This window comes from Amycolatopsis sp. NPDC051128, from assembly GCF_040682715.1.
Classification (GTDB): Bacteria; Actinomycetota; Actinomycetes; order Mycobacteriales; family Pseudonocardiaceae; genus Amycolatopsis.
Genome location: NZ_JBFBBN010000013.1, coordinates 16,055 through 39,658 on the forward strand (window position 1 = coordinate 16,055; position 23,604 = coordinate 39,658).

The window sequence follows — 23,604 nt, forward strand, 5'->3', positions numbered from 1 at the left end:
GCCCGTGCCCCTCCCGGCACGGGCCGAGCTGACTCACCGGTGCGGTTCCCAGGAGAACCACCAGCCACGGCCCGGCCGGCGGCACCCGGCAAGATCGCCGTGGGCCCGCGGGGACGTCAGCGGGTCATCCAGTAGCGGCGCACCGGGCCGCGCGTAGCAGGTCGGATCTCCTCGACGACGCCGGCGAGGCGTTCGATCGTCGTCGCGGAGGCGAAGTTGCCGGTGGCGCAGACGACCAGCACTGTGGCCAGGCCAACCACGACACCCACGCAGTAGTCACTGGAAAGCCGGATGATCGGGAAACCATCAAGTCCGGTTTGGGAGGGGGTCGGGAAAAGGGCCAGCTCTGCTGGTACCTCGCCCGACGGCCTACCTTGCTCTGTCCCCACCCGAGGTCACGCAAGCCGCCGCGTGGCTGCTCAGCGACCGCTCGTCGTACCTGACCGGCGTGACGCTGCCGGTCGACGGCGGCGCGAACGTGTGATCCCGCTCAGAAACGGGCGTTGGTCAGCCCACGCGGGACAGGCGTGATCGCGGCCGGTGGCGGCAACGGCGGGGCCGGGTCGGCCTGGAACGACTGGATCAGGTAGGCGATCAGGCGGCGGGACCCTGCCAGCGCGGTCTCGGTGTCCTCGGTGGCGATGGCGCAGTTGGCCGGCAGCAGGAGCATGAGGTCGGACGGGTCGAAGTCCCGCCGCAACCGCCCGCACTCCTGGGCGCGCCGGGTCAGCTTGGCGAAGCCCCGCTCGACCTGGGCTCGGCGGGAGTCCATGTCGACCGCGTCGGGGAACTCGGTGAGGAAAGCGGCGGTGAATCCGCGGTCGCCCCTTCTCGATGAACGTGGGGAATCCGCGCCACGGATCGGGATCGGCCAACGCCTCGTCGAGGACGTGGTCATCGGCCACTCCTTGCAAACGGAGTGAGAAGTCCGTATTCTCTAACCGGAGTAACGAGTCCGATTATAGCTCACTGGGTTCTGCGGCCACGGAATGGAGACCGGCATGTGGCAAGCGGTACTGCTCGCGTTCCTGGCCGGCTTGCTGGGGTGCAACGCGTATCCCCACTTCGCCAAGGGCATCACGGCGCAACGGTTCCCGACCGTGTTCGGCTCGTCCCCGGTGGTCAACGTGATCGCCGGCTGGTCGGGCTTGACGCTCGCCGCGCTGTGTCTGTGGGGTGCGCACCCGGTGCGGCATCCGGGCTGGGCGCTGCTCGGCCTGGCCGTCGGTGCGCTGCCCATGGGTTTGTTCCACGCCGCCGGCCATACGATCGGCGCCCGCGACTGAATCCACCGCTACCACAGATCACAACGGGGCTCTTCGACGAAACCATTGCCAGGTAAGCGATCCGCGGCGTGTCGCGACCGGGTATGGCGCGGCCACCGCATGATCATCAAGTGTTGGTAGAGGCGGGCCGGGTCGAGGAGAATCTGGGCACGCTGATCGGCCGGATCGGATCATACCTTTCCGGGTGGAACCGGTGCGGCAAGTCCGCAAGTACATCCGCGGCTTGGTGAGCGACCTGCCCCGCAAGAACTGCTGGACTCTGGCCGAGTACGCCGGGGACGCCACCCCGGACCGGATGCAGCGGCTGCTGGAACGCGCGTCGTGGAACACCTTCGCGGTGATGCGCGCGGTGCGGGACTTCGTCGTGGAGCTTGGCGGCCCACGGAATACGGAAAGCACCGACGCCCGGTGGTGTCGGCGCGCCCGGCCTGCCCGCGGCGTTGGCCGTGCGGCTCGCTGGCTGCCAGCCGGCCGGGAGCTCTGCTGCCGCGGTGTCCCTCCGGGGATGCAGCAAGAATCCGGCCGTGAACCGGGCGCCGACTGCCGAGGACGAGCGCAGAGCGGGCCGCGGCGATCGATCGAGGTGTACCACCCGTAGGGCGGTACACCTCGCGGCTCAGTCGGCGGGTTGGGGACTGGTGTTGCGTCGTTGAGCTTCGTGGAGCTGGTCTTCGAGGGAGATGATGCGGCACGCGGCGTCGATGGCCGTGCCCTCGTCGACCAGTTGCCGTACTCGCGCGGCGATGCGCAGCTGGTGGCGGGAGTAGCGGCGGTGCCCGCCCGCGGAGCGCTGGGGCTCGATCAGGCCGGCTTCATCGAGGCTGCGCAGGAAGTTCTGGGTGGTTCCGAGCATTTCGGCGGCCCGGCCCATGGTGTAGCCGGGGTAATGCTCGTCGTCGAATCTGTCGGCCGCCCTGGGCGTGGCCGGGTCGTATTGGGCAGGGATCATGCGACCTCCACATCACAAGGGACCCCGGGTGCCATGCGCGGCACCCGGGGTCCCAGGGGTTGGGTTTCACCATTGTCAACCGACGCGACCGCCGGCTTCCTGTACACGCGTCCGGCCCAGCGGGCAAGGACGCGGGGATCGCTTACTCGTAACCGAGAACCACCTGCCAATCCGATGGGACTGCGGTACCCGCGCGGCACTACTGCCCAGCCGCCGCGGGCGATCCAATGATGTGCCCTATCCCTTCTTTCCGGTGTTTTCCTCTTGCTGAGTACTGCTTCTGCGGTCATCACCGGCTGGAACCCTTCCACTGATCGGCCCCAGCACGCGTAACACCGCCGGCCCGCTTGCTCGGCCGTCTTCACTGCATACTGCGATCTATCCAACTGCAGGTACTGCTGATACTGCGGACAAACTGACTACTGCGTAATACCTTGCTCCGCGGGCAATCGAACTCCGCCCACGTCGTGCACTGCTTCACGTCACCGGGACCGTTACCTCTGACTTCATCTTCACAACCCGGCCCCGGGCACAGCTTCGGTCACCAGCCGGGACCTGTTCACTGATTGGCCCCGTGCTGCCTGACCCTTGTCTCACCTCGCGGGTAGTTACGTCCTCTCCCGCGCCTGCTTGACGTTGTCTCTCTCGGTACAAGGAGGACTCTACACACACTCAGCACCGAATGTCTAATCCAGCCGCCATAGATTTACTACGTGACCCGAACGGGTACCCGGCCCTCCGGGAGTCGCGGGTGAGGCGCTCGGGATGACGCCCGGCACGGACAGCGGAGGACAGTGCGATGAGTGACCAGGTCGCCGGGCAGGAGCCGTTCGAGCTCGCCGCGGTGCGCAACCGCGAGGACCACGCCGACGCTCTTACGCGGTTGATCGATCGGGGTCGCCGGGAACGCTGCATCGCGCTGTTGTCGGGCACCGAGGCCTACGCCGTGGCCGAATTGCTAGGCCAGCATGCCCAGCTCGACCCCACGGACAAGCTGCACCAGCTCGCCGCGACCATCGCCAGCCGGATCTACAGCCGCCTCGGCGCCTGACTCCAGGCCTCCACGCTCGCTGCGGCTCAGCCGCCGATCGGTTCGAAGTGTGCCCGGGGGCGCGTCCGGCCGGCGGGGACGACCTCTACAGCCGGCCCGGCGGACGCCAGGCCCGCGCACCGCCGAGGCCGCCGGGGTGGAAGTTTTGCCAGGCCACGCCCATCGAGTCGACGTCCGGTGGCCAGAAGGTCGCGGACTTGTCCCGCGCCGCGTGGGGCCGATGGTCGCGGCAAGCCCTCTCGAGCCTTCGCCAGACGGCAGCCACCGGTAGGCTGCGGGGGTGAGCGACTCGCACATCAGCCAGTTGCAGGTGAGCCAGTTACCCGGCGAGCGAGGCCTGCAGGTGATCGGCGCGGTCGACCTCAGCACCCGGGAGATCTGGCGCGACGCCCTGGAATCGGCGACCGCGGACGGTTCGCCGACCCGGCTGGACCTGTCCGAGCTGTCGTTCATCGACACCCGCGGCACATCCATGCTGCTCGCCGCCGCGCAACGCCAACCCGGCACGGCACCTCTCGCGATCATTCGCCCACCGACGGTCCTGCGCAGGGTCCTGGCGGTGCTGTGCCCGGACGAGCCGGCGCAGATCGTGATCGAAGAACAGGAGGCGTCGTGAGCACGCCCGTCGACACACCCGGCGCCGAGCCGTTCGTCCACCCCGCCCTGTTCTACCGGGATACCGACGAGTACCTCGCCGGCACCGTCCCGTTCATCCGGTCCGGACTCGCCGCGGGCGAACCGGTCGCCGTGGCCGTCCCGGGGCCCAATCTTGCGCTGCTGCGCGCCGAACTCGGTGCCGACGCCGACCGGGTCCGGCTCATGGACATGAACACCGCCGGCCGCAACCCCGGCCGGATCATCCCCGGTGTGCTGCGCGCCTTCGCCGACACCCACCCCGAGCAGCCCGTCCGCATCATCGGCGAACCGATCTGGCCAAGCCGCACCGACGACGAATACCCCGCCTGCGCCCAGCACGAAGCCCTGATCAACCTCGCCTTCACCGGCCGCGACGTCACCATCCTCTGCCCCTACGACACCCAGAACCTCACACCGGCAGTGCTGGCCGACGCCGAAGCCACCCACCCGCTGCTCATCGACGCCGCCGGTGAGCGAAGCAGCACCGCCTACAACCCCGAGCGGATCATCGACGGCTACAACCAGCCGCTACCCGAACCGGCCGACGCCACCGAGCTCACCGTCGATGCCACCAACCTCGCCCAGGCCCGGTTCCTCGCCCGCACCCACGCGCAGCAGGCGCGTTTGTCGCAGGACCAGGTCGCCGACGTGGAACTGGTCGTCACCGAACTGGTCACCAACAGCATCGACCACGGCGGCGGCACCGGCCGGCTCCGGATCTGGACCACCGACGGACACCTCGTCTGCGACGTCCACGACCAGGGCACCCTGACCGACCCACTGGCCGGCCGGCACCCCGCCAAGCCCGGCCAGCACCGGCAGCGAGGCCTGCTCCTGGTCAACCACATGTCCGACCTGGTCCGTCTCCACACCGGCCCCCGCAGCACCACCATCCGCGTCCACTTCCAGCTGTGACGCGGCCGGGTTCCTGTGGCGGTAGAGCCGTTTGGGCGAGCGGTCTGCGGGTATTCGCACCCGTGAGCGACGCCATGGGGACCATGACCGGTGCGTGGTGAGGACGTAGCCGGTGATGCCGCGCGCTGGGTCATGGATCTGCGCGGCACCGGTCCCTTCGCGCTGGCCGGGGCGCGCCGCTGGGCCCCCGGACAGTGCTCCCGTTGATCGAACGGGTTCCCGCACCCGGCAGCCGCCGCGAGCACTATCGCTTCCCCGACGACGGCTGGGCCCGGCTGATGTCCACCCAGAACGCCGTCGTGCGCCGGCTGGCGGACATGCGCGACTTAGCAGCGCGCCGAGATCGTCGCTGTCAGCGAACATGTCCAGGGTGCCGGTGGCCTGCAGGAGATCATGCGCCGGGCCGCGGGCGTGCAGGACACGGTAAGAGGTGCCATTGTCGACCGCGGTGAGGTAGCCGGCGAGCAGGGCACGCACTCCAGCGAGGTCGAGGGTAGTGACATGACTGACGTCAACCACGAGCGTGCTGGGTAGCTCCGCGACGCGCTGGCCCGTTTGCGCGATCGATTCGACTGTCGAGATGGACGAGCCGCGGGCCGCCGGACGACACTGGCGCGATGCCGACCGTGTACAAGAGCCCACCTGGCCACCGCGCGGTCCGGCGTTGGTGTTCCGATGCGTTGGCGCAGGCGGACTTCCCACTGACCACCACGACCGTGGACACCAGCGCCGGCCGGGTGGCGCTCACCACGGCCGGAACCGGGAAGCCGAGAGTCATCCTGGTCCCCGGCACCGGCTTCAACGCCGCGGTGGCGCTGCCGTGGCTGCGGGCCCTGTCGGACCGCTGGGCGACCACAGTGGTCGATCTGCCGGGCCAGCCCGGGCTCAGCGATCCACGGCGGCCGCGCCGGAACCGACCGGCTTGGTACGGCCGGGCGCTGGACGAGATCCTGACGGCCATGGACGCCGACGACGTCGTCCTGGTGGGCAACTCACTGGGCGCCGCTGTGGCGCTGGCCGCAGGCTCGCCGCGGATCGCGGCGCGAGCGCTGATCTCACCGGCCGGCTTCATCCGCCTCAGCGTGGACCCGGAACTGGCGCTGGCTTCGGCCGTCTGGCTGGTGCGTCCCACCACGGAACACACCCGCCGCATGCTCCGGCTGTTCGTCGCCCCCGGCGAAGACCCACCCTCGGCCGAGGTGGACTGGATGACGCTCATGGCGTCCTGCTGCCGCACGACGCTTGCCCCGCCGCCGCTGCCGGCCGAGTTGCTGGCCCGTCGCGCCGAACAGCCGTGCGTCGTCGCGGTCGGGGAACACGACCGGTTCCTACCGCCCCGACGGCTGGTCCCGGCCGTGCGCCGGACCATGCACGCCGACGTCCGGGTCATCGCCGGTGCCGGCCACCTGACCACCCCGGCTCACCTCGACGAGGTGGTGGCTCTCGTGGCCGAGGTCGTCGATCCGCCTGACCGCGATTGACCGAAGGATGGGGCCGTCAGCGGGAGTCTGGTCTGGGGATGGGGATGCCGGCGGCGCGGAGCTCGGTCTCGAAAAGCGCGGCCAGCCGCGCCCCGGCCGGTGTCCGCTCTTCGCCGTGGCGGGCGATCAATGTGTACCGGGTCGCGGCCTCGGTGCGGCCTTGCAGGCCGGCTCGAACTCCGAGACCGGATCCAGGCCGTAATCTTCGCCTACGAAAGCCGCCTCATCCACCCGGTGTGAAGTCCGTGGGTCTACGCGATCACCGTTGAGCGGTCAGGAAAGCTCCACACGCGGTAGGCATTCTTGTCCAGTCCGCTCAAGCCAATGGCGGCAAAGAAGCCACCCCGCAAACGCCGTTGGTCTTCTTCCGGCCGTCGGCGAGGGACCGTCGGTCAGGTCGCCGCGGGGTGGCTCCACAGCTCGGCCGCGCTCCCCCGGGCCACGTGCTCGCCATACACCCGCACCTTGCTCGCAATCACCTCGAGGCACTCGTTCAGCTCCGCGATCCGCGCGACGACCTGTTCCTGGTGCTCCCGCAGCAGCTCCAGGCGCTCGGCTTCGGTCTCCGGACCTCGGCGCACCAGGTCCGCGAACTTCCGGATCGTAGCCAGCGGCATGCCCGAAGCGCGGAACTTCGTACAGTAGTGCAGCCATTCGACGTCCCACTCGGTGTACACGCGGCGGCCTCCGGCGTCGCGGCGGACCGGCCCCGGCATCAGACCTTCTCGCTCGTACAGCCGCAGCGCGTGCACGCTCATCCCGGTGCGCTCGGCCACCTGCCCGATTCCCAGCTCCACGACAGTGATGGTAGATCAGTTGACCTAGACCCCGGTCTAGGTCCTAGCTTCGCCGTCATGACCACGCACCAGCACAAGATCGGCTCCGGCTTCGGCCACCGCACCACGGCTGCGGAAGTCCTGCACGGCACCGACCTCACCGGCAGGCTCGCCCTCGTCACCGGCGGTTACTCCGGACTGGGCGCCGAAACCACCCGCGCGCTCGCCGCCGCCGGGGCGGACGTGATCGTCCCGGCCCGGCGCCCCGGCGAAGCCCGCGCCGCGCTCTTGGACACGGCCGAAGTCGCCGAACTCGACCTCGGCGACCTGGGCAGCGTCCGCCGGTTCGCCGAGCGGTTCCTCGCCTCGGGACGCGGGCTCGACATCCTCATCGGCAACGCCGGCATCATGGCCTACCCCGAAACACGCGTCGGCCCGGGCTGGGAAGCCCACTTCGCGGTCAACCACCTGGGCCACCACGCCCTGGTCAACCTGCTCTGGCCGGCACTGCGGCCGGGTGGGCGGGTGGTGACCGTGTCCTCGGCGGGTCACCAGTTGTCGGGAATCCGCTGGGACGACGTCCACTTCGAGCGGGGTTACGACCGTTGGCTCGCCTACGCCCAGGCGAAGACGGCCAACGCCCTGTTCGCTGTCCACCTCGACGCGCTCGGCCGGGATTCCGGCGTCCGCGCGTTCTCCGTGCATCCCGGCGCGATCTTCACTCCTCTGCTGCGGCACCTCACGCGTGCCGAAATGGTCGAACGCGGCTGGGTCGACGAGGACGGCCACCTCGCCGATCCCGCGTTCAAAACTCCTGAACAGGGCGCGGCGACGCAGGTCTGGGCCGCGACCTCCCCGCAGCTGGCCGGGCTGGGCGGGGTGTACTGCGAGGACTGCGACGTCGCCGAGCCGACCGAGAGCTCCGCCATGGTCGACGGCGTCCGCGAGCACGCCGTCGACCCCGGCGAAGCCGCCCGGCTTTGGGCGCTTTCTGCGCGGCTGACCGGTGCTGATGCTTTCCGCGCGTGACCGAGGCCGGATCTCGCAACCATCCGGGTTCTCATCCGTGCTTAGACCACATCTCATTTGGGGTTGTTGTGGGTCAAAAGATCCAGCTTGACGGCTCGGCGGTAGCAGATCACCGCGCAGGCCAGCCGAGCGAAGCCCAGGAAATGGGCAGCCTTGCGCTCGTGGCGGCGCGCCAGCCGACGGAACCGGGAACCCCACTCCAGGGTCCGTTCGATGACGTACCGATGACGTCCCAGCCGCTTGGCCGACTCGATACCCCGGCGAGCGATCCGGGCAACGATGCCTCGCCGACGCAGCGCCTTCCGGCAGGCCGGGTAGTCGTAGCCCTTGTCCGCGTGCAGCTTGCGCGGCCGGCGCCGAGGCCGTCCGACCGGCCCGGCGACCGGTGCGACCTCATCGACCACCGCCTCGAACGTCAGGTGGTCGTTGCGGTTGGCCGCGGAGATGACCACGGCCAGCGGGATGCCCGTCGATCGTGACCCACCCGTCCTGCGTACAGCGCATCGGCGAGCACCTGGTCGAGCGGCTCCGCACCAGCCACCTCACCACCACCTGATCCCGGGCCCGTCCCGGTCGTGCGGGACTACGCCGGGTTCTCCGCGACGGCGAGGTAATCCGTGTAGATCTGCGGCGAGCCCGAGAACGAAGCCAGCTGCTTCCACTCCTCGTACATCTGCTTGGTGTCGCGGTGGGCGGACGCGAACTCCGCAGCCTCGCCGGTGGCGATGTCGGGCTCGGGATAGAAGACGTCCAGCGCGTCCAGGCTCGCGATCTCCATCATCATCACGTACTGGTCGAGGCGGTTGCCCCGCTCGCCCTTGAGCACGTGGAACCGCCAATCCGGGTAGTCGTCGATCCGGTGGTGGTTCTCGGCGATGAAGCGGTCGAACACCTCCTCGGTCACACCGGCGCGCAAGGCCAGGTTGTGGATCCCGATGACCCGGGCGACGGGCTCCTCCCCCGGGCGGTCGCGGTAGCGGGGGCCGGGCGTGACCGTGCTCCGCGGATTGTCGGCCAGCAGCCGGTAGTCGGTGAACAACGTCGGCAGCTCACCGAACGTGCCCAGCCGCCGCCACCGCGCCAGCACCGCCTCCGCCTCGGGGTGCCGCGCCCAGAACAGCCGGGCCAGCTCGGTCTGCTCACCCCGGGCCGTGACGTAGCGGTCGCGCTGCTCGGCGCTCTCGATCTCGTACAACATCAGGTACTGCCCGGTCCGCTCTCCGCGCAACCCGCGCAGCAGAGTCCACCGCCACCCCGGGTACAAGGGCAGGTGAACGCCTTCACCACGCACGAAAGTCTCGAACTCCTCCGGCGTAACACCAGCCTCTGTGTCGATGGCGATGTACTGGAAGGTGAACACCGACGAGCGTCCCATTGCGCGTCCAATCCTCGGGCCGGGAACGGGGTCGCGCGTCCGACAGGCACGACTCCCCGCACGACATCCTGCCCGCTCCAGAGCAACGGGGCCCGCGAGCCCTCCCCGCTGGACGCGATCCGACGGGTCCCACCGTCTGTGACGATCAACCAGCGTCAGCGCTACCAGGAACAACGTGGTGCGGTTCCCCGTCGCCACCCAGTCGAACTCAATGCCACGCAGGGTGCCGAACAACGCGTCCCAGTCCACCTCGACCTGGCCGACCCCCGCGGAGGGGATCGCGGCCTTCAAGCAACGCCGTGACCCAGAATTCCGGACCTGACGCCTCACGCGTCGATGCATAGGGCGTTATACGGCCAGCTGGCTCTCCCGGCCCTGCATGCGCCAATCGGACGAACATGCACGCGACCGCCGTCATGCGGCCACGCTCTCCACATCCGCTTAGACCGCATCTCGTCTGGGTGTGTTGCGAGGTGGGCGATATTGTTGATCACTGATGAGCGATGTGGAGAAGTGGTGCCCGGAGCCGTTGTGGCTGCTGGCACAGCCGCTGTTGCCCGACGCACCGCAACGCCGCCAGGGCGGGGACCGGCGCACGTTGGACGATCGTGTCGTGCGGCGATCCTGTACGTGTTGCGGACCGGGTGTGCCTGGTCGGCGCTGCCGGCGTCGTTCGGGGTGAGTACTCCGACCGCGCATCGCCGGTTCACCGAGTGGGTCGAGGCGGAGGTGTTCGTCCGGCTGCACCAGGTGATGCTGGATCTGCTCGGCTCGGCCGGGGCGATCGACTGGTCACGCGCGTCGGTGGACGGCATGCAGGTCCGGGCGGTCAAAGGGGGGATCTGACCGGCCCGAGTCCGGTCCTGGTCCTCCAGCCACGACCCAGGTACTTGACCTGCCCGTAGGCCTCATCAGAGTTTTGCGACCGACCATGCACCGAGGCGTGCTCAGCGCTGATGCGACTTGGAGCCGTTCGCCACCAGATGATCTTGTAGGCGCGCGTGGCGAAATTGGTAGACCGCTCCGACTTGGCGAAGCACGCCGCGCTGGCGCGCATCATCCAGGAAGGCCATCGCCCGCCAGGGAAGCCGGCCGCTCAATCCGAGCCAGGCTCGCACCCAGAAGAGCTGCCCTGAAGCTCGCAGGCATCCGGCGAACATGACAGCCACGACGACATAGGTCACACCGGCAAGGGCATCGAAACCAAGTACGAATATCCAGCCGATGACAAATACGCTTGCAGTGAAAAGAGCGAGGACAAGAGTGGACGCACGGTCGGCGCGTAGGACCGAACGAGGGCTTGCCGAGTGGGACGTATCAACGGGGTTATCGAACAGGAGCTTCAGGAGCCCAATTGCCAACCCGCCGAAGAGCATGACGGGAAGCCATAACGACAGAAGGCCGTCGAAGAGCCTGCAGAGACACCATTGACCGGAGAACACATCCGGAAGATTGTCAACGACGATGCCCATGGCTGAGCAGATAGCGCCTAAGGCGAATCCTGTCTTGAGGCTTGGAGCAACATTGCTGGTTCGGATCTCAGTTACTGACGGGCGCGAAGGGCCTGCCGGTCCGATGGAGAGTGCCAAGCCGAGGACCGAGAGCCACTCCCACCACCACCCAGGCGAAGCGGCTACCGTCCAGAACGTCAGCCATATACTCGCCGGCAGGGGATACATTAGCCAGCGGCCAATGCGGGGAATGGCGAGGATGAGTTCCCACCAGGCCAGGTCCCGGTTGCCGCGTCGGTGAAGGTGCAGCGCGAGGAAGCACAACCATCTCTCGGCCTGCTCGGCAGTCCAGCAGTCGCTATCTCGATCGGGAGTGGGACGAGCGGCGTAGGCAGTGGGAATGAGGCGGTCGAGGAGGTGGTCCTCGATGTGGCTGCGGTCGGTAAATTCCGGCGCCAGCAGCACGGCGGGATCGGCGGCAGTCTGACTGTAGGCACTGTGGGCGAGGCTGGTCATCAGTGGGGTCGACAGGGCCTGGGCGTATGGCCCCTGGGGTTGTGTGCGCAGGTGCTGGAGCACCGGATCCCACTTGGCCCGCTGGCTGGCGGGGGTGGCCTGCAGCAGGTATGCCTCGATGTCGTCGAGATCCAAGGGGCACAGTTCAATGACCGCAGCGGCCGCAAGCGGCTGCGCGGTGGGGCCACCCGTATCCGAGGACCCGACGGCACCAGGGACGAAGAGGTGGTGGTACTCCTCGCTTCGACAGGTCATCACCAATGGGGCCGCTTCATCGGGCTGTCCGGAAAGGGCGCGGTTGAGAGCCTGCAGCGCTGCTGGGCGTAGGTGTTCGGCCATCTCGTCGAGGCCGTCAAGGACGGGCGTGATCCGCCCTGCCTGTACGAATTCCAACGCCAGGCTCCGCGTCCGCGACCTGACGGTGGGGGCAGGAGCCCGGAGCACCGGATAGGTGGTTTCCAGCTGGGTCGCCATCCACTCGTGAAGGTGCAGTTCGGCAGGGTTCCAGGATGCCAGCGACAACAGCACGGGGACCGGCGCGCCGGGCTGGCGGCGCCGCAGAAGTTCGCGGGTCAGTTGCAGGGCGAGCACGGTCTTGCCCGCCCCGGGTTGGCCCAGCACCACCAGCCGCTGTGTCGGCAGGCGCTGGAATGCGTCGGCGATCTCGCCCAGGCCCCCGGAGAGGTAGAACTCGCGGGCCAAGTCTTCGTCCTCGGCGTGGACCGGACCGTCAAGGATTGCGGTGAGTCGGTCCATCACGACAGGATCCGCCGGCGACCACCGCATCGACAGCGGCAGTGGATGCGTTAGGCCTCGGGTTTCGGCCTCGTCCCGCCACTGCGCCGCCACGGCCTCGGCAACCTGCTCCAGCAACTCGTCTCGCCGTCGAGTTGCCGCCGATGCGGTCTGCTTTCCGCTGCGACCGCCGCGGACGGTGACCAGTGCCACCGCGGCGAGCACGAAACTGCCGACGCTGGCCAGTTTGTCGGCCCTGTCCAGCCCGACGGCGACGCCAGCCAGCGTGACAGCCCCGCACACAGCAAGGCAGGCCACCCACGCCGGCGCCCAGCCCAGTCGCGACCTGTGCCCGCTCACGCCACCCATGATGGCCTAAATCTCGGAGCGGACGCCATGGTCGGTGGCGAGGGCTGGCGATCACTCATCGAAACGTCGTCGATCCGCGTGATCAGGAGCCGCGGCAATGAACGTGTCGGATGGTGCAGCGACCTGGCCTTCGCTGCTCGAGGTTCGGTCGGATGGCCGGCACGAAGGGGCGTTCGCCGCAATCCCATGCGACTGGCAGCTATCCTGCTTCGTTTCGCCAATTAGCGTGCTTCGTCATAGCGGGAAGCGTCCACAAGAGACGAACGAATATTGATGGATCGCTTGATATGGAGGCAGTGACGAAGCGTCCATAGTCGTGTAGCCCGAACCACCGGATGCGCACCGGCGGGCCAAGCCCCGGCCGGGGCATGACCATTCCCATTCCGCACCGATCCACACGGAGGACGTCATGCCCCACAAGAACACCACCACCGACCGTCCCCTGCACTCCGTCGCCCGCACGAACGACGCACCGACCACAGAAGAGAAGGTGCGCGCCGTGCTCGCCGCCAAACCCGGATCGACGACCACCGAACTGGCCCTCGCGGCCGGGGTGGGCCGCTCGACCGCCGCGAAGATCCTCGCCCGCTGGGACCGCGACGGCGCGGCCATGCGCGCCGCAGGTGACGGCCCCCGCAAGCCCGACACATGGACGCTCGTCCCGTCGGACACCGGTACCACCGCGCCCGAACCGCAGGACACACTGCCGGACGCGACCGCACATACCGACTCCGAGGACAAGGCCGCCCCGACGGCAGCAGTATCACCGCATGCACCAAGCGATCTTGCCGCTACACCGACACCACCGAGAGCCGATCATGGGATGGGCCCCGGCGGCCGCCGGTTCGGCCTGGGATGTGACCGCGTTTGATCCACCGTCCGGACCGGTTGCCGGCCGTCAGGGCGGTGAACCGGACCGTAGCGAGCGTGCGGCATCTGCGTCGCGTGCGCCCAGAAACGGTCGCCGTAGGACCAGTGCCACCAGCGGGCCGGGTAGTTGGCCAGGCCCACCGCACCCAGCGCCGACGTCAGCAGCCTCCACGTCTTGTCAGGCGGCAACGGAAGCGGGCCGGAGCAGCACGTCGGCAGCAGCACGGTGTTCCGCACCGCTCTGTCTTCGTCGGAGAGGGTGAGATCCACGGCGCCGCCTGTCAGGTGCGGGGCGACCTCAGGTGGCGTCGCGCACACACCGACCAGCCGGTCGAGGTCCTCGGTGGAGACATCGGGATGGCTCAGTTTCACCTCCTCCACCGCGCACGTCGCGTGCCTGCACGGGTTCGGCGGGCGGTACCCGTCGACGATGAGCAGGCGGACGTGGCGCGGCAGCAGGCTCTGGGCGGTCACCAGCCGGTCGACGAGGCCGTACCGGAGATACGTCGGGCCGGCGACACGCAGCGGCGCGGACGTCTGCACGTCGATCAGCGGCTCCTCGCTGTCCCGGATGGGAATCGCGGCGAGACGCGGGTCGGACAGCAGCCAATGCGGCGACGGACGTTCCATGACGAAACCGTCGTTCACACCTCTGCAGAATCACTGCAATGGGACTACAGCGGCCTTGAGCTCCCCGTACTCCCGCGACCCGTAGGTCCGGAACGTCTCGATCGCCTCGGTCAGAATCGCCCTCGCCGCCGTCTCGTCGCCTCGTGCACGCGCAAGCCAGGCGAGGTCGCGCTGCGTGCGGGCGCGGCACAACGCCGCGCCCTGCGCCCGGAACATGTCCAGCGCGCTGGACAGGCACTTCTCGGCCGCATCAAGCCGTCCGGCGGCCAGCTCCAGCTCGCCCATCGTGCGCAGGACCATTGCCTCTCCCCAGCCGTCCCGCTCGCTCCCGTGCGTGGCCAGCGCGGTCTCCAGCGGCTCCCGTGCCTCGTCGAGCCTGCCCATGCGGATGTACGTCTTCGCCAGTCCCCGCAGGCAGAAGGCGATCAAACTGGCATCCTCCAACTGCCGGAACATCGCCAGTGCGCCGATGAAGGCCTGTTCGGCGTCGGCGAGCCTGCCGCGGGCCCGGTAGGTCAGGCCGATCGTGCGCAGGGTCAGCGCCTCGCCGCGCTGACTGCCTGCCCTGCGGTAGGCGGCGAGCCCGTCGGCCAACGCCGTGTCGGCGGCCGCGAAGTCGCCGCGTTCCAGGTGGACCGAGCCGATCAGCCGCTCGCAGTGGCCGGTGGCGCGGTCGTCGTCCAGGCTCCGGCACACCGCGGCCGCCTGCGCCAGGAAGTGTTCCGCCTCGGGCAGGTAGCCCTGGTCCCGGCAGGCCAGCCCGAGCGCGGTCAGCGCGCTGGCCTCACCGCGCGGGTCGTGCAGGTCGCGGAACCGTTCAACGGCGTCGGCCAGGTGCCGGCGAGCGTCGGCGAACCGGTCCTGCTCGTACCGGAGCTGGCCGATCTCGGCCAGCAGGATCGCCTCGCCGTGCGTGTTGCCGGCGGCGCGGGCGGCGGCCAGCGCGGCGCCGTGCGCGCGGTCCCACAGGTCCAGCACGCTGTTGAGGGCATAGCTCGACGCGCACAGCACTGATGCAATGGCGACGGCCAGCTCGTCGAGGCCCATCTCGGCGGCCCGCTCCACGGCGAGCACCAGCGACGCCTTCTCGATGTCGAGCCAGCCGCGGGGATCGGTCAGCGCGGTACCGAGCACCTCGAGGTCGACCGGGCCGGCCTCGGTCGTCGTCAGGGGAATCGCCCCGGAGGTCACGTGGTCGACGACGTGGTCCCGCAACCGGTCGAGCACCGCGGTCCAGCCGCCGGCCACGCGGGCGGTCGACGCCACCAGGTCGGCTCGGGGCTCGTGCCGTTCGGCCTCCTCGCGGGCGTAGATGCGGACCAGGTCGTGCAGCCGGTAGCGAACCTGGCCGGTGTCGTCGACGAAGGTGTAGTCGACCAGGTGGGTGTCGACGAGGTGCTCGACAACCTGCTCGGCCGTGCCGATGTCGACGTCGAGCGCGTAGGCCACGACCCAGGACCGGAAGTCGGCCAGCCCCAGGTGTCCGAGCCGGCGGAGCGCGGTCCGGGCGGCCGGTTCCAGGTTGCGGACGCTCAGCTCGATGCTCGCTCGGATCTGCTGGTCACCAGCGGACAGTTCGTTGAGGCGGCGCCGTTCATCGGTCAGCCTGGTCGCGAGCAGGCGTGCGGTCCACTGCCGGCGCGTGGCCAGCCGCGCGCCCGCGACCCGGACCGCGAGCGGCAGGTTGCCGCAGCAGGCCACGATGTCGGCGGCGGCGTCGGGTGCGGCCTCGATCCGGTCGGTGCCGGCGATGCGGGACAGCAGAGCGGTCGCCTCACCCGCGGAGAGCAGGCCCACCTCGACGAGGTGCGCGCCGGCGAGGCCGGCCAACCGGTTGCGCGAGGTCAGCAGGACCGAGCAGGTGCCGGCACCGGGAAGCAGAGGGCGCACCTGCTGCTCGTTCGCGGCGTCGTCGAGGACGATCAGCACGCGGCGGCCCGCCAGCGCGGTGCGGTAGGCGTCCATGCGCTCGTCGGGCTCGTCCGGGGTCGAGGTCTGATTCGGCTGCAGTGCCCGCAGGAAACGGCCGAGCACCTCGGTGGGCGAGGCCGGCGTGCCGGTGGTGCCACGCAGGTCGACGTGGAGCTGGCCGTCCGGGTAGGCCTCGGACACCTGGTGCGCCACGTGCACGGCCAGCGCCGACTTGCCGACCCCGCCCGGTCCGAGCAGGGCCGCGACCACCGGTCCGCTCCGCCCGCCGGTCAGCACGTCGACCAGCTCACACACCAGCTCGTCCCGGCCGGTGAAGTCGGCGGCGTCGGGCGGAAGTTGTTTCGGCACGGCCACTCGCGGTTCATCGCGGGTGGGCGATAGTGCGGGCCCGGGCCGCGCGGGCGGATCGGCGCGCGGCCCGAGCAATGCCGGATCCGACCGGAGGATGGCCTCGTGCAGCCGGGTCAGCTCGACCCCCGGCTCGATTCCCAGCTCGTCGACGAAGACCTCGCGGCCCTGCCGGAAGACGGCGAGGGCTTCGGCGGTCCGGTCCGCGCGATACAGGGCGAGCATGAGCTGGCCACGCAGCGACGCCCGGGTCGGGTGCTGCCCGACCAGGACGGTCAGCTCGCCGATCAGCTCGTCCGTGCGACCCAGCGCCAGGTCGGCGGCGATGCGGGCCTCGATGACCGCGAGCCGCTGCTCGTCGAGGCGGGCCGCCTCCCCCGCGAGGATGCGGCTGCGCACACCGCCGAGCGCCGGCCCGCGCCACAGCGCGTCCGCGGCCCGGAAGGTGTTCGACGCCTCGCGGTGCCGCCCGCCGGCCGCGGCTTCACGTCCCTCCGCGGTGAAGGCCTCGAACCGGTGCCGGTCGAGGCTGTCAGCTTCGAACCGCGCCAGGTAGCCCGGCGCCATCGTGCGGATGATCTCCGTGCCGTCGTCGCCGAGCGCCCGGCGCAGCGTGGACACATAGGTCTGGATCAGCGCCCGCGCGGTGGGCGGCGGCTCGTCGTCCCAGATGATGTCGACGAGGCGGTCCGCGGCGATGACCCGGCCCGGCTCGAGCAGCAGCGCGGCCAGCAACGTGCGGATCTTGGTGCCCCCCAAGGCCACGGTGCCGGTCTCGTCGGCGACCTCGACCGGTCCGAGCAGCCGGAACTCCATCCCCGCCCCTGATCGTCTCCCCCGAGATGTCACGGCGGACCCTACGCCCGGCGGCGACGCCAGAAAACCGCTGTACGGCGGTTGCAGGCGGATTTGCAGAGAACCTGCAGCGCGGGTCCCGACGCTGGGGCCATGACCAACAAGACGATCGCTCGGCTCACCGTCACCTTCGCCACCGCGGCACTGACCGCGGTCTCGATCGCCGTCCCGGGCACGGCGCACGCGTCGACCGTCAACGGCCCGATCTCCCGCACCGAGGTCCTCGATCGGGCGCAGCACTGGGTGGACCAGGGCTACACCTACACCCAGACCGGCACCCACGTCCCCGGACCGGACGGCGGGCAGACCTACCGCCGGGACTGCTCCGGGCTCGTCTCGATGGCCTGGCACCTCAACACGAGCCTGATCACCAACGAATTCCTCAGCAAGGCCCAGAACGGCAACACCATGCACGTCATCGCCCGGGACGACCTGCGCCCCGGCGACGCGATGGTCCGCGACAGCGACGGCAGCGGCCCTGACGGGCACATGGAGCTGTTCGCGTTCTGGAAGAACCAGGGCGACCACGGCCAGGGCGCCTACGTCTACTCGTTCAACTCCACCGGCCAGACCGTGCAGAACCCGTACAAGGTCAACAACTCCGGCAACCTCGGGTTCGACTCCTGGTCCGAGGTCACCTCCTACACGGCCATCCGCTACGACCGCATCGTCGAGCAGTCCTCCTCGGCCAACGGGGTCGCGGCAGGCGATGTGACCGGTGACGGCCGAGCCGATCTCGTCGCCCGCGGACCCGACGGGACGCTCTCGCTGTACGCCAACAACGGCAGCAACACCTCGCCGTACGACACCGGGAGCCTGATCGGCACCGGCTGGCAGAGCTTCAGCTGGTTCCTCGTCGGCGACGTCACGGGGGACGGCCGAGCCGACATCGTCGCCGCCAAACCCGACGGGACACTCTGGCTCTACACCAACGGCGGCAGCGACACCTCGCCGTACAGCACCGGGACGCTGATCGGCTCCGCGTGGCAGCAGTTCAGCCACGTCACCCTCGCCGACGTCACCGGCGACGGCCGGGCCGACCTGGTGGCGGCCAAGCCCGACGGCACGCTGTGGCTCTACACGAACAACGGCAGCAACACCTCGCCGTACGACACCGGGATCCAGATCGGCTCGGGCTGGCAGCCGTTCACCTGGATCCTCGGCGAGGACGTCACCGGCGACGGCCGAGCCGACATCGTCGGCGCCAAAACCGACGGATCCCTCTGGCTCTACACCAACGGCGGCAGCAACACCTCGCCCTACAGCACCGGAACCCAGATCGGCTCCGGCTGGGCCCAGTTCGACCGCATCCAGGCCGGCGACGTCACCGGCGACAACCGGGCCGACCTCACCGCCACCAAGGCCGACGGCACCCTGTGGCTCTACACCAACGGCGGCAGCGACACCGCGCCCTACAGCACCGGCAGCCTGATCGGCTCCGGCTGGCAGCCCTTCGCCTGACCCACTTCTCGCAACGGGAGCTCACCATGCGCAAATACCTCCTGGCGGTGCTGGCCGGGGCAGTCCTCCTCGGAGGAACGTCGCCCGCGATCGCCGGACCAGCGCCGGACACCGACGTGCCGAACGGATCCGCCAAGGCCGCCCGTGAACCGAACTCGCCCACCGCACTGGCCGCGGGCCTGCCGCCCGGCTACTCCGTCAACGGCATCGACGTCTCCAGCCACGACCACTCCGGTGGCAAGACGGTCAACTGGGCGAACCAGAAGGCGGCCGGCGACGAGTTCGCGTTCGTCAAGGCGACCGAAGGCACCAGCTACACCAACCCCTATTTCGACCAGGACTACCACGGCGCCAAGAACGCCGGGCTCTACACCGGCGCATACGCGTTCGGCCGTCCGGACCTGGGCAATCCGGCGGGCCAGGCGAACTACTTCGTCGACCACCTGCAGTGGGCGACGGACGGCCGGACGCTGCCGCCCTTCCTCGACATGGAATGGCCGTACGGCTCGCTGAACCTGCCCGACTGCTACGGGCTCGGCCAGGGCGACATGCGGGCGTGGATCAGCTCGTTCCTCGACCAGGTCAAGGCACGCATCGGCCGCACACCGATGATCTACACCAACGTCAACTGGTGGAACCCGTGCACCGGCAACAGCACCGCTTTCTCCGGGTACCCGCTCGACATCGCCAGCTGCAACTCGTCGCCACCGTCGGTGCCGGGCTGGGGGACACAGTGGACGTTCTGGCAGTACGACATCGACGCGTGCGGCCGCGGCGCAGCCCACGACTCCAACGTCTTCAACGGCTCGCTGGCCCAGCTCGCCGCGCTCGCGGGCGGATCGGGCGGCGCGAACGGAGTCGCCGCCGGCGACGTCACCGGAGACGGCCGGGCCGACCTCGTCGCCCGCAAGCCCGACGGGACGCTCTCGCTGTACACCAACAACGGCAGCAACACCTCGCCGTACGACACCGGCAGCCTGATCGGCACCGGCTGGCAGAGCTTCAGCTGGTTCCTCCCCGGCGACGTCACCGGCGACGGTCGAGCCGACATCGTAGCGGCCAAACCCGACGGGACACTCTGGCTGTACACCAACGGCGGCAGCGACACCTCGCCGTACAGCAGCGGGACGCTGATCGGCTCCGCGTGGCAGCAGTTCAGCCACGTCACCCTCGCCGACGTCACCGGCGACGGCCGGGCCGACCTGGTGGCGACGAAGCCCGACGGCACGCTGTGGCTCTACGCCAACGGCGGCAGCAACACCTCGCCCTACAGCACCGGAACCCAGATCGGTGTCGCCTGGCAACAGTTCAGCTGGGTCCTCGGCGGCGACGTCACCGGCGACAACCGGGCCGACCTCATCGCCACCAAGGCCGACGGAAGTCTGTGGCTCTACACCAACGGCGGCAGCAACACCTCGCCCTACAGCACCGGAACCCAGATCGGCACGGGCTGGGCTCAGTTCGACCGCATCCAGCTCAGCGACGTCACCGGCGACAACCGGGCCGACCTCATCGCCACCAAGGCCGACGGAAGTCTGTGGCTCTACACCAACGGCGGCAGCGACACCGCGCCGTACAGCACCGGCAGCCTGATCGGCTCCGGCTGGCAGCCCTTCGCCTGACCCTGACCCACCTACGCTGCCGCCCCCGGCCGTCGCCGGGGGCGGCAGTTCCTCGGTGGAGGCATGCGACGCAGCGCATCCAACTGCACAGGACCGCGCTCAACGACAGCCAACTGCGCCACGCGACCAGCAGATTCTCCATAACCGCAGGTCAGAGCCACGATCGGCCCATACTGGCAGTGAGAGGGTCACCAGCGCTGTTCTCCCTGGTCAAGGACGTCCCCGTCAGTCGGCTGACCCGAGCTGATCAGTGATCATCGGCAGATCCGAACGACATACTTTGTGGCACGGTGCCCCACCTCGAGCAGTACAGCGAGAAGCATCCGCTGACATCAGCTCAGCAACAGAGGACCTTCGGAAGTCATCGATAGCTCGCCGATGCCGGTAACCCACACGGAAGCCACCTCCGCCGGCGATAGGACGCACAGCAGACCCGCCGTCAGGCGTGCCCAACCGATGAGCCAGCGATCGACGCGGGGCCGACCGCCAGCTCCTGGAAGAACCCGACCATAGCCCTACGCCTGCTTCGTGGGTCGGTTGGTCGAGGCGCGCAACGTGTTCGTGTCGCTGGCGACCTTCGGCGCGTCCAGGAACCTGTCCACGCCTGGCGCACTGTCGGGCCGCTGGCTCCCTCTGGTCGCCCGCCGTTGTCGATCACTTCAGCGGGCAAGCGATCCTGCGGCCCCAACCCGGCAACGGCCTGCTCGCCGAGATCCTCGCCCGCCTCCGCGTACTGCCCACCTGGCCCTGACCACCCGGCCCACTGGCCCCGACCCGAGGAACCCGAAAACGCGAACCCGGCGCGACAACCGGGCCGGCAGCACGCCCACCACCCGGACAACCCACACGAAGATCAACAACAAGCCGAAGATCGACAAGCCAAACTACTCGCAGATTCGGGTCAGACGGTCTCCACCAGTGCGGCGAGGCGGTTGCCGAGTTGTCGTCCGGTGCCGATCGCCACGGCCCACGCGTCGCGCGTGGTCCAGTTCTTGGCACGCGTTCGCTCCAGCACGAAGTCTGTCGATCGGACCCGTCGCTGATCGATCGCGATGCGGCCGACGACCTTCCCGTTGACGTCGAAGAGGAAATGCTCAACGCTGACGCCCGCGAGCGTCTCCTCCGTGATGGATGCCCGGAAACGCGCGAGAAAGGTCCCGGCGAGGTGAAGGGACCCCACCAACACGGCGGGTTTGACCTGCTGGTGAATGCGGCCGAAGTCCACGACCGCGTCCGGCGTGAGGTGCCATCGCGGCTTCTTTCCATCAGAACGAATCGGCAGCCGCCGCACCAGATCCTCGGTGTAGCTCCACCCGCGGACACCGAGTTCGAGGTCGATGCCCGTGCCCGGGTCGATCGGTACATCTCCGAGTAGCTCGACATCCTGTACACACACGGTGAATCGGTCGTTGGGTGAGGGGCGGCCTGTGCTCGCGCGCCAACCCGTCGCGCACTGTCGCCGGAACATGCGGCCGTACTGGCGTACGAGGTGGATCTCGAGGGCCGATGCGTGCGGGTCCCATGCGCCGTCCCGCAGATAGTACGCGGGGCCGGGGATTTCCGGGCGCGGCGCCCCGCGGTTCGGGACAAGCCGGGCCGCCGCGCCGCCTGCCTTGCGCAGACTGGACGGGTCGAGACGAGCCAGAATTCCCGGCAGTGCCGTTCCGGGGTCGTTCACATACCGGTGCACGCTCTCCAACGCGGCATCCATCGCGGCGACGACGGCGAGGGTGGAGGCGGAGTCGTACAAGGGGTCGGCCGTCTCCGAGTCCACGGCGAGAAAGGTGTGCGGACCGCCCACGAAGTAGACCGCGTGCCCGCGTGCGCCGTTGTCGACCACAAGGTCGTAGACCGCCTCACCTTCGGGTGTCTCATCGGGATGGTGTGACGTGACTTCCCGCACGACCGTCGTTTCCTGCCCTTCGGGGCCGATGGCTTCGAGCGTCACCCCGGCGACCAGCGCCCCCACACCGTCGGCGATCATCGTCGGTACCGCGTCGATCAGGTTCCACGGGTCGACCGCCCTGCGCCGCGGCCCCGGACCGTCGGCCGCGCGAAAGGGATGGCCCGACGTGACGAAAGCCTGCAGGCCGTTCACGGAATACAGTGTTCGGCCGAGTCGGCCCGGTTTTTCGACCAGTGCGATCGTTCCCACTCCTCCATTGGACATTACTTTGTCACCGATCTCGATGTCCTCGATGGCCTTCACCGATCCGTCTGCCATCAGAACGCCGGTGCCCGCACCGAGACAGCTGGTGTCCGGCGGTTGATACGTGTTGAGCGGGCCCCAGAAGCACAGGCTTTGGGAATAGCCGTTCGTCGCCGAGACATTCGTGTTAACCGGCGGTGGCGGCGGATCGCCATCGAACGATGTCGTCTCTGATTCGGGCATTCCCGCAGTGAGCAGGCCCGACGTCGATCCGGCCACATCTGGTCCGGCGAGTGGGACGTACCACGTGGTGTATCCGCCGTTCCACCAGGCCTGCGGACCTACCTCACCAGGTACGGTGAGCCCGGCGCTTTGCAATGCTTGGATTTCGGCGTCCACATTGGAACTTCCCAGCGCTTTCAGGGTGACCCATAGGTTGTAGAGAAACCAGACGGCGGCGTTCGTGCTGTCACCTCCCATCGCGATGGCGGCATTGACGTTCGCGGTGAACTGTCCCTCGCTCAGCGCATCGCCGAGTTCGGTGCAGGCCTGGGCGAGTTGGCCGGCCGAGGTTAGTGCGCGCAGCGCGGACACTGTCGGGTCGTAGGCGTTCTGCAACGTGGCCAGATAGCTCGCGGTGAGAGCGGGCAGGAACATGGCGTTCATGTTCGCCAAGTCCATCGTCAGCTTGCCCGAGTCCACGGACAGCGAAGCCGCCTGTCGCGCCGCGTCGGTGAGTACGGCCAGGACGTACGCCTGCCACCAGCCTGCGTTGAGTTGCGCGTTCTGCGCCTGCGCCCCGGACGCCACCGCCTCCGACGCGGTCGTGGGGGCCCGGTTGTGAAAGAACGCATCGGCGTAACCGGAAAACGGGCCGTCATAGGCGTACCACGAGTAGTAGCCGAAGCCACTGTCGCTCGGCTGTGCCGAGATCGCGTTATTGGCCATATTGACTTCGAGCAGTGTGCCCAGGACACCACGGTGGGTCGACTCGAGGTCCGGGTCTCCGTAGTACGGCAGCCCGTCGAGCAGCGCCTGAAGGTACGGCAGCATGTTCTCGGCGCTGTCGGCTTGCGCCGAGGCACCGATCACATCGTCGACGAACTGCTGCTGATACTGCTGATATGTGGTCATCGCGTCTCCACGCGCAGGTGCTCGGTAGGCACGG

19 protein-coding genes and 3 pseudogenes are annotated in these 23,604 nt (G+C 68.9%); 12 read left to right on the plus strand and 10 right to left on the minus strand.

Annotated elements, in window-relative coordinates; all coding sequences use genetic code 11:
* Positions 1-116: 116 nt before the first annotated feature.
* Complete coding sequence (locus AB0M82_RS16010) at positions 117-269, minus strand: hypothetical protein (RefSeq protein WP_364722071.1); 153 nt, start codon at positions 267-269, stop codon at positions 117-119.
* Between the two features lie 116 nt (positions 270-385).
* On the opposite strand from AB0M82_RS16010, the pseudogene AB0M82_RS16015 reads away from it, so the two are divergent.
* Positions 386-484: pseudogene (locus AB0M82_RS16015) on the plus strand (SDR family oxidoreductase); the annotation flags it as partial.
* Positions 485-490: 6 nt separating this feature from the next.
* Here AB0M82_RS16015 and AB0M82_RS16020 read toward each other — a convergent pair.
* Positions 491-898: a hypothetical protein gene (locus AB0M82_RS16020; RefSeq protein WP_364722073.1), complete on the minus strand. Its 408-nt coding sequence runs from the start codon at positions 896-898 to the stop codon at positions 491-493.
* A gap of 103 nt (positions 899-1,001) precedes the next feature.
* On the opposite strand from AB0M82_RS16020, the gene AB0M82_RS16025 reads away from it, so the two are divergent.
* Together AB0M82_RS16025 and AB0M82_RS16030 are read left to right on the plus strand one after the other, a co-directional pair.
* Positions 1,002-1,286: a hypothetical protein gene (locus AB0M82_RS16025; protein ID WP_364722075.1), complete on the plus strand. Its 285-nt coding sequence runs from the start codon at positions 1,002-1,004 to the stop codon at positions 1,284-1,286.
* A 169-nt stretch (positions 1,287-1,455) separates the two neighbouring features.
* A pseudogene (locus AB0M82_RS16030) lies at positions 1,456-1,656 on the plus strand (IS701 family transposase); the annotation flags it as partial.
* Positions 1,657-1,902: 246 nt separating this feature from the next.
* Here the strand turns inward: AB0M82_RS16030 and AB0M82_RS16035 are convergent.
* Positions 1,903-2,235: a helix-turn-helix domain-containing protein gene (locus tag AB0M82_RS16035; RefSeq protein WP_364722077.1), complete on the minus strand. Its 333-nt coding sequence runs from the start codon at positions 2,233-2,235 to the stop codon at positions 1,903-1,905.
* Between the two features lie 799 nt (positions 2,236-3,034).
* Between AB0M82_RS16035 and AB0M82_RS16040 the strand changes: the two genes are divergently transcribed.
* From AB0M82_RS16040 to AB0M82_RS16055, 4 genes are all read left to right on the plus strand, one after another.
* Positions 3,035-3,286: a hypothetical protein gene (locus tag AB0M82_RS16040; protein WP_364722079.1), complete on the plus strand. Its 252-nt coding sequence runs from the start codon at positions 3,035-3,037 to the stop codon at positions 3,284-3,286.
* 280 nt (positions 3,287-3,566) lie between these two features.
* The gene (locus tag AB0M82_RS16045) at positions 3,567-3,902 is read left to right on the plus strand and encodes an STAS domain-containing protein (protein ID WP_364722081.1); all 336 of its coding nucleotides are present in this window, start codon (positions 3,567-3,569) and stop codon (positions 3,900-3,902) included.
* A complete protein-coding gene (locus AB0M82_RS16050) occupies positions 3,899-4,837 on the plus strand; it encodes a sensor histidine kinase (protein ID WP_364722083.1) in 939 nt (312 codons plus the stop codon). Before AB0M82_RS16045 ends, AB0M82_RS16050 begins: the two co-directional genes overlap by 4 nt.
* A 617-nt stretch (positions 4,838-5,454) precedes the next feature.
* Entirely contained in the window at positions 5,455-6,318 is an 864-nt protein-coding gene (locus tag AB0M82_RS16055) for an alpha/beta hydrolase (protein ID WP_364722085.1), read from the plus strand.
* Positions 6,319-6,710: 392 nt separating this feature from the next.
* Here the strand turns inward: AB0M82_RS16055 and AB0M82_RS16060 are convergent, their stop codons facing one another.
* The gene (locus AB0M82_RS16060) at positions 6,711-7,115 is read right to left on the minus strand and encodes a MerR family transcriptional regulator (RefSeq protein ID WP_364722087.1); all 405 of its coding nucleotides are present in this window, start codon (positions 7,113-7,115) and stop codon (positions 6,711-6,713) included.
* Positions 7,116-7,172: 57 nt separating this feature from the next.
* Between AB0M82_RS16060 and AB0M82_RS16065 the strand changes: the two genes are divergently transcribed.
* Positions 7,173-8,123: an SDR family NAD(P)-dependent oxidoreductase gene (locus tag AB0M82_RS16065; protein ID WP_364722089.1), complete on the plus strand. Its 951-nt coding sequence runs from the start codon at positions 7,173-7,175 to the stop codon at positions 8,121-8,123.
* 53 nt (positions 8,124-8,176) lie between these two features.
* On the opposite strand, the gene AB0M82_RS16070 is transcribed toward AB0M82_RS16065, so the two are convergent.
* Both AB0M82_RS16070 and AB0M82_RS16075 read right to left on the minus strand, forming a co-directional pair.
* The gene (locus tag AB0M82_RS16070; protein ID WP_364722359.1) at positions 8,177-8,587 is read right to left on the minus strand and encodes a transposase; all 411 of its coding nucleotides are present in this window, start codon (positions 8,585-8,587) and stop codon (positions 8,177-8,179) included.
* A gap of 119 nt (positions 8,588-8,706) precedes the next feature.
* Entirely contained in the window at positions 8,707-9,498 is a 792-nt protein-coding gene (locus AB0M82_RS16075; RefSeq protein ID WP_360778343.1) for a hypothetical protein, read from the minus strand.
* 496 nt (positions 9,499-9,994) lie between these two features.
* Here AB0M82_RS16075 and AB0M82_RS16080 point away from each other — a divergent pair.
* A pseudogene (locus AB0M82_RS16080) lies at positions 9,995-10,361 on the plus strand (transposase); the annotation flags it as partial.
* Between the two features lie 84 nt (positions 10,362-10,445).
* On the opposite strand, the gene AB0M82_RS16085 reads toward AB0M82_RS16080, so the two are convergent.
* The gene (locus AB0M82_RS16085) at positions 10,446-12,560 is read right to left on the minus strand and encodes an NACHT domain-containing protein (RefSeq protein ID WP_364722091.1); all 2,115 of its coding nucleotides are present in this window, start codon (positions 12,558-12,560) and stop codon (positions 10,446-10,448) included.
* Between the two features lie 418 nt (positions 12,561-12,978).
* On the opposite strand from AB0M82_RS16085, the gene AB0M82_RS16090 reads away from it, so the two are divergent.
* Positions 12,979-13,440: a helix-turn-helix domain-containing protein gene (locus tag AB0M82_RS16090; protein WP_364722093.1), complete on the plus strand. Its 462-nt coding sequence runs from the start codon at positions 12,979-12,981 to the stop codon at positions 13,438-13,440.
* Here AB0M82_RS16090 and AB0M82_RS16095 read toward each other — a convergent pair.
* Positions 13,386-14,069: a hypothetical protein gene (locus AB0M82_RS16095; RefSeq protein WP_364722095.1), complete on the minus strand. Its 684-nt coding sequence runs from the start codon at positions 14,067-14,069 to the stop codon at positions 13,386-13,388. The genes AB0M82_RS16090 and AB0M82_RS16095 overlap by 55 nt on opposite strands.
* Before the next feature lie 30 nt (positions 14,070-14,099).
* A complete protein-coding gene (locus tag AB0M82_RS16100; RefSeq protein ID WP_364722097.1) occupies positions 14,100-17,165 on the minus strand; it encodes a BTAD domain-containing putative transcriptional regulator in 3,066 nt (1,021 codons plus the stop codon).
* A 132-nt stretch (positions 17,166-17,297) separates the two neighbouring features.
* On the opposite strand from AB0M82_RS16100, the gene AB0M82_RS16105 reads away from it, so the two are divergent.
* Both AB0M82_RS16105 and AB0M82_RS16110 read left to right on the plus strand, forming a co-directional pair.
* Entirely contained in the window at positions 17,298-18,665 is a 1,368-nt protein-coding gene (locus AB0M82_RS16105) for an FG-GAP-like repeat-containing protein (RefSeq protein WP_364722099.1), read from the plus strand.
* Positions 18,666-18,691: 26 nt separating this feature from the next.
* Positions 18,692-20,287 (plus strand): GH25 family lysozyme, encoded by a 1,596-nt coding sequence (locus AB0M82_RS16110; protein WP_364722101.1) that lies wholly within the window; start codon positions 18,692-18,694, stop codon positions 20,285-20,287.
* Between the two features lie 901 nt (positions 20,288-21,188).
* Here AB0M82_RS16110 and AB0M82_RS16115 read toward each other — a convergent pair.
* The gene (locus tag AB0M82_RS16115) at positions 21,189-23,570 is read right to left on the minus strand and encodes a Hint domain-containing homing endonuclease (protein ID WP_364722103.1); all 2,382 of its coding nucleotides are present in this window, start codon (positions 23,568-23,570) and stop codon (positions 21,189-21,191) included.
* Positions 23,571-23,604: the final 34 nt, after the last annotated feature.